The organism is Nonomuraea sp. NPDC003754 (genome assembly GCF_053605785.1).
The window spans coordinates 1-2,926 of the sequence record NZ_JBSGJX010000111.1; the positions used below are offsets into that span (position 1 = coordinate 1).

The following is a 2,926-nucleotide window of genomic DNA, read 5'->3' on the forward strand; positions in this document are numbered from 1 at the left end:
GACAACCCTTCTACCAGGGGTTTTCCTATTTCCCGATCAAGAACAATGATCCTCAACGAAGCCGTGACCTGCGACGTCACGGTGGAATGAGCTCATTGTGTGTTCTGCAGAGTATGTCGGCATTTCCCGTCGCTGTCTCATCCAGACCTGCATGATGCGCTTCATTTCTGTCGTGGCCGGTAATGGTTGTCATGAAGGATTGTCAAGACGCCAAGGGTATCGCCGAAGCGCCTGGTCATGCCCCCCTTGAGTGCTCTTGTTGCGCTCTCATCCTGACGTTTGGATCTAGGGAGGCTCTTCTGTAGTGCGTCACAAGCGGCGGTTCCGGACGCCTTACCCGTGCTGCCGCCTGTTCCGCCCGGCCCGGTCCTCTCGTCGTGCGCAGGGCATCAGCCTGCGCTGTTCGCCAAGAGAAGGAGTCTTGAGAATGAGTGCACTGACCTACACCGTCCTCACCGATCCAACGTCGCTGGAGGCGTCTGTGGACGGGCGGTCCCCGTCCACAGGGACGGTGTATCTGATGGTCACCAACACCGGAGAGGAGGTGGCCTGGTTAAGGATCGAGGTGAGGGTGCCTGTCGGCGACCGCGCAGGCCACCTGACCAGGGAAATCGACACCTTCAAGCTGAAGGGCGAGTACACCGACACCCTGGGCACGCAGACGGACTTCCGAATCGAGCCCGACACCCAGCCGGTGAACATCCAGCAGCAGGGCACCAACGTTCTCGAGATCACCCCCCAGAGCGGTCGCATAGCCGCTTTCGAACCCGGCGACTACATGTTGCTGACACTCGAGAACGTCACCGTCGCCCCCACCGCCGGGGTGGCTGTGCTGATAGTGAAAGAAATTCTCAAAACCGATACCGGGTGGGAGACCAAGTACGCGTCGGTGCCGCTGGTGAAGGCGACAGCAAAGGAGATTCCGGCACCGCGCGACTTCCGCCCGGACAAGGCGATGCTGGACACCGGAGAAAACCTCACGCTGAGCTGGGACGGGTCTCCCGACTTCACCTATGAGATCGTGTTCCCCGGCGGGCGGAGCCCCGTCTCGGGGGGTACCTGGTCACCGCCCACCCCGCAGCGGGCTACCACCTACATCCTCGTCGCCACCGACCCCATCACCCGGAAGCAGCACTTCCTCACCACCACCGTGCAGGTGCGCCGTCCCGTGCTGGAATCGCTCACCGCCACCGACGGCATCGACACACCCTGGATCCAGGGGACGGCGCACAAGGGGCGCGTCACCTTCACCGACTCAGGGGCGGAGATCTTCGACAACACGGGCGGGCAGGGTGCCGTGACAGCCGACAAGGCCCTCTTGAACGGCGTGAACACCGAATGGGTGCAAGGGCGAAGCGCCGACGACGGAAAGATCAGCTTCCCCAAGGATGGGCTCGACGTCCGCCAAGGAAGCGGAGCGTGGGGAAACGTGCACGCCGACAAGGCCGACGTCAACGGCGTCAACACCAAATGGGTGCAGGGACGACACAGTGACGACGGATGGATCAGCTTCCCCAAGGAAGGGCTGAACGTGTATCGGGCGGGCACCCATGAGTGGGGGACCGTGTTCGCGAAGCACGGCCGAACGGCTTCAGGAAAGACTCGCCCCGGACAGGGCTGGAGGGCTTACGCTCCCGACAGCATCTGCATCGACGTGGACACCAGCGCAGGTGAGTTCACCGGCGACCCTGTCTACCTCACCTCCATCGGAGGCGCCGGCGGCATGCAATATGACCTGGTCGGCACCAGTGCGGTCTACGACATCACCGCCAACAAGTTCAGCGTCTACCTCAAATGGCGCGACGACCGCGAACTGACTCCCGCCATGGCCCAGCAGTTCGGCTGGTACATCAACTGGATCGGCTACGACACCCCCTGACCTCGCACTGACCCCTGGAGCAGCACCTCAACGGCGCCCAGGCAGCGCCAGTCCTTGATCCGATTGATGTAGCGTTCGGCCGTGTTGCGCTGCTTGTACAGATCTGGATCACGGCCGACCGGGCGACTGCCGCTAAAGCCGCGCTTTGCGGTTGGCAGCCTGGTCGGCCTTCTCCGGGATAACGGCCTTGATACTGCGTCGCCGCAGATAGGCGCGGTTGCCGCGAGAGGAGTAGGCCTTGTCGGCTGCCACCGCGCCCGGGCGGGTGCGCGGGCGGCCGATGGGCAGGCGGACCTTGATAGGGAACAGCACGGCGCGAAACTGGGGGCTGTCTCCGGCTTGGCCCGGGGTCAGCACGAACGACAGCGGACGGCATCGCCGATCGGCCGACAGGTGAACCTTGCTGGTCAGCCCACCCCGCGAGCGGCCCAGCTCGGCCCTCTTCAGCCGGATCCCGCGCCGCAGTTGTAACCGCCAGCGTCCACCACGATCCTCATCGGCGCCTTCGCCCGGTTCGCCGTCTTGGGGTTTTGCCCCTTTGGGTCAGGCAGTGCCTTGACCACCCCCGACCCAGCGAAGACGCGGCAGCCGGACTGCCCGCGAGCGCCGCCGCGCCCGTCCCGACACGGCCCAGCAGAACGCACCCCCTGCTCTAGCAAGGCGTCGCCGCAGCAGGGCCGTCATCCCAGTGCCGTCGCGGCAGGCGCCTGCATGCTTGGCGACCTGCGCAGATCTGACTTCGCAACGGCCCTGGCTACCACCGCATCAACGGCGACACCAACACCGCCCGCGCCAACCGACCGCCGCTCGCACGACCTCATCACCGCGGTGACCAGCAGCTACCCGACAACGCAATGACCCTGGGGGCCGCACAGCGGCGTGCCGTCGGGCGCAGCCAGGACCTGGATGTTCATACCGTGCTTCTTGTGCTTACCGGAGTAGTACGGCCGGCCGGCGGCCACTCGGTCGATGGGGATGAGCGTGCCGTCCAGCACGACGAAGGCGTAGCCGGCCCGCTTGGCGGCGCGTAAGGCCTGATCGAGGCCG

Annotated in this window: 1 protein-coding gene and 2 pseudogenes; 1 reads left to right on the top strand and 2 read right to left on the bottom strand. The window is 64.9% G+C overall.

The genetic code is table 11. The features are described from left to right. Positions 1-427: 427 nt before the first annotated feature. Positions 428-1,879, top strand: coding sequence for a hypothetical protein (locus ACWEVS_RS46105; RefSeq protein WP_452557578.1), 1,452 nt, complete (start codon positions 428-430; stop codon positions 1,877-1,879). A 44-nt stretch (positions 1,880-1,923) separates the two neighbouring features. Here the strand turns inward: ACWEVS_RS46105 and ACWEVS_RS46110 are convergent. Both ACWEVS_RS46110 and ACWEVS_RS46115 read right to left on the bottom strand, forming a co-directional pair. After that, positions 1,924-2,383, bottom strand: a pseudogene (locus ACWEVS_RS46110) (transposase); the annotation flags it as partial. Between the two features lie 377 nt (positions 2,384-2,760). After that, a pseudogene (locus ACWEVS_RS46115) lies at positions 2,761-2,926 on the bottom strand (IS5/IS1182 family transposase); the annotation flags it as partial.

Excerpts from the sequence above, each read along its gene's own strand:
- ACWEVS_RS46105 (WP_452557578.1), top strand. The coding sequence starts at position 428 with ATGAGTGCACTGACCTACACCGTCCTCACCGATCCAACGTCGCTGGAG.